The 2,269-nt window shown below is 45.4% G+C and carries 3 protein-coding genes and 1 pseudogene; 2 read left to right on the top strand and 2 right to left on the bottom strand.

Annotation, left to right across the window (positions count from 1 at the left end; genetic code table 11):
• Positions 1 to 368 precede the first annotated feature (368 nt).
• Together silE and copM are read left to right on the top strand one after the other, a co-directional pair.
• Entirely contained in the window at positions 369 to 800 is a 432-nt protein-coding gene (silE, locus tag ADJ24_RS20130) for a silver-binding protein SilE (protein WP_006785880.1), read from the top strand.
• Between the two features lie 148 nt (positions 801 to 948).
• The gene (gene copM / locus ADJ24_RS20125) at positions 949 to 1,299 is read left to right on the top strand and encodes a CopM family metallochaperone (RefSeq protein ID WP_006785879.1); all 351 of its coding nucleotides are present in this window, start codon (positions 949 to 951) and stop codon (positions 1,297 to 1,299) included.
• Positions 1,300 to 1,465: 166 nt separating this feature from the next.
• On the opposite strand, the pseudogene ADJ24_RS20120 reads toward copM, so the two are convergent.
• Positions 1,466 to 2,149: pseudogene (locus tag ADJ24_RS20120) on the bottom strand (TOPRIM nucleotidyl transferase/hydrolase domain-containing protein); the annotation flags it as partial.
• 12 nt (positions 2,150 to 2,161) lie between these two features.
• A partial coding sequence (locus ADJ24_RS24605; RefSeq protein ID WP_139152762.1) for an IS3 family transposase occupies positions 2,162 to 2,269 on the bottom strand: 108 nt, incomplete at its 5' end.

Here is a 2,269-nt window from a genome sequence, read left to right as displayed (position 1 = left end):
TGAAGTCAATCGTGGAAGCACATCACGGAAGAGTGCATGTGGAATCGGATATACGCTCGACACGTTTTATTTTATCCGTACCCAGACTGGAGAAAATGATTCCGGATCCCCAACACTGAGAATAAAGATTTAAATGACAAAGATGTCATTAGCCTGTCATGCAGCAAACAGAAGCCATTCGATATAATTAGTGCAACTTATCAGGAAGGCTGGATTGCTTCATCAATACCCGGCGTCAGAGTACGCCAGGAATGAATATCCAGCCATCTCCCGGAGAAATAAGAACTGCCGAACCTGTTTAAGTTATGAAACTGAAAACACCGGTTGTACTTCCCCGGACATCATTAATTGAGAAATGGAGAGTTATCATGAAAAATATCGTATTAGCATCTTTGCTGGGCTTTGGTTTAATTTCTTCGGCCTGGGCCACTGAAACCGTGAATATCCATGAGCGCGTCAACAATGCACAGGCCCCTGCTCACCAGATGCAGTCTGCTGCGGCTCCTGTCGGGATCCAGGGGACTGCTCCCCGTATGACCGGTATGGACCAGCATGAACAGGCCATTATTGCTCATGAAACCATGACGAACGGATCGGCAGATGCGCACCAGAAAATGGTGGAAAGTCATCAGAAGATGATGGGAAATAACACAGTATCCACGACCGTCCCTTCAACGTCTTACGCGGCGATGGATGAGCATGAAAGAGCAGCGGTTGCCCATGAATTCATGAATAACGGTCAGTCCGGCCCACATCAGGCCATGGCCGAAGCGCACCGCCGCATGATCAATGTAGGCTGAATGCGACTGTAGTATCCGTGCTTTTTACCCTTTCCTTGATAGATTATTCCTTAACCGGATATGTTGTGACATTTTTGCCCCCATCAGGGGGCTTTTTTATATGACTCAGCTACAATTAACCGGTACCTACCTGAAAAGGATTTATTAAATGAAAATCAAAAACACCCTTTTTGTTATATTAATGTTATCCCTGCCAGCAATTTCTGCCGAACATTCGGAAATGAAAATGTCAGATATGCACTCATCGGCATCGTCACAGGAATATATGGCTGGCATGAAAGACATGCATGAAAAAATGATGGCCGCCGTTAATGAGCCCGATCCCGATAAGGCCTTTGCAAAAGGTATGATCGCACACCATGAAGGAGCAATAGCAATGGCTGAGACCGAGCTTAAATACGGAAAAGATCCCGAAATGAGAAAGCTTGCGCAGGACATCATTAAAGCTCAGAAAGGTGAAATCGAGCAGATGAATAAATGGCTTGGCAGTCAAAAATAAAGATTGCAAAAACGCCATGATAAGCGTAATTTTAAATCACTCCCGGGCACGGGATCCTGTTAAACGTTAAATAATTAAAACCCGATTAATTTCGGGTTTTTTATATTCTATACTCCGGTCCTTTGCTGTGGACCGGAATATATGCAGCTGCGATTATTTTAACACATTATCTCGTCATGGAAATAATGTCGCTCAGGATCTCAATCAGTTCAATTCTTTCCTGCGTTCCGTCATGATAGGTTGATCTTGAGATTATTCTTTCCGCTGTCATCTGGGGCCAGAATTTATCAAGCACATTATCGGGTTTCATTCCCACAGCCCGGCCGATTATTTTTTTAGCGTCACAGGTGTCCGTAAACGTGACTGCTACACCGGTAATTTCTTCGATCAGATCCGGGCAGAGATAGTTCTCTATTTCACGTTTGCGCGTGGCGAAGAATACCTTACCGGCTTCCTCCACTTCTTTTTTACGTTTCTGAATGGACAGAACCTGTGCAGGGTCTCCCCCAATATCGGAGTCCAGAAATACGCACCAGGGAAGCCCCAGATCGTTGGCCAGATTTAAGGTAACCCAGTGTTTGACGCTCCCGCATCCTCCTATGAGGACTGGCACAATTTTCACGTCCTCAAGAGAGGCTGGCAGCACACCTGATTGTTTAAATGAACTGGCCGCATGCCTCAGGAAAGTGACATCCGACTTTCCTTCTACCAGAACAATGCCTTTAGCCCTTTCCATACCAGTCTCTGGCAACACCCCCAGGCTTTCAGTTGCTTCCTTCAGCACATCGTCATCCGGCATTTTTACAACGGGTTCACCTGTCTCATTTCTGGTGACATAACGTACTGAATCGCCACGGATAATCTAGACACTTCCGAGCCGTTGATAATACTGTTTTTCATATTCTGTCGGTGACATCTGTTCGCTAGAACCATGCCGACGCTTACTGTTATAAAACATTTCGATGTAATC

The sequence above is a fragment of the Enterobacter sp. 940_PEND genome (assembly GCF_001059415.1).
In the GTDB taxonomy this organism is placed as follows: Bacteria; Pseudomonadota; Gammaproteobacteria; order Enterobacterales; family Enterobacteriaceae; genus Enterobacter; species Enterobacter cloacae_M.
This window is presented reverse-complemented; position numbering and strand designations above follow the sequence as displayed.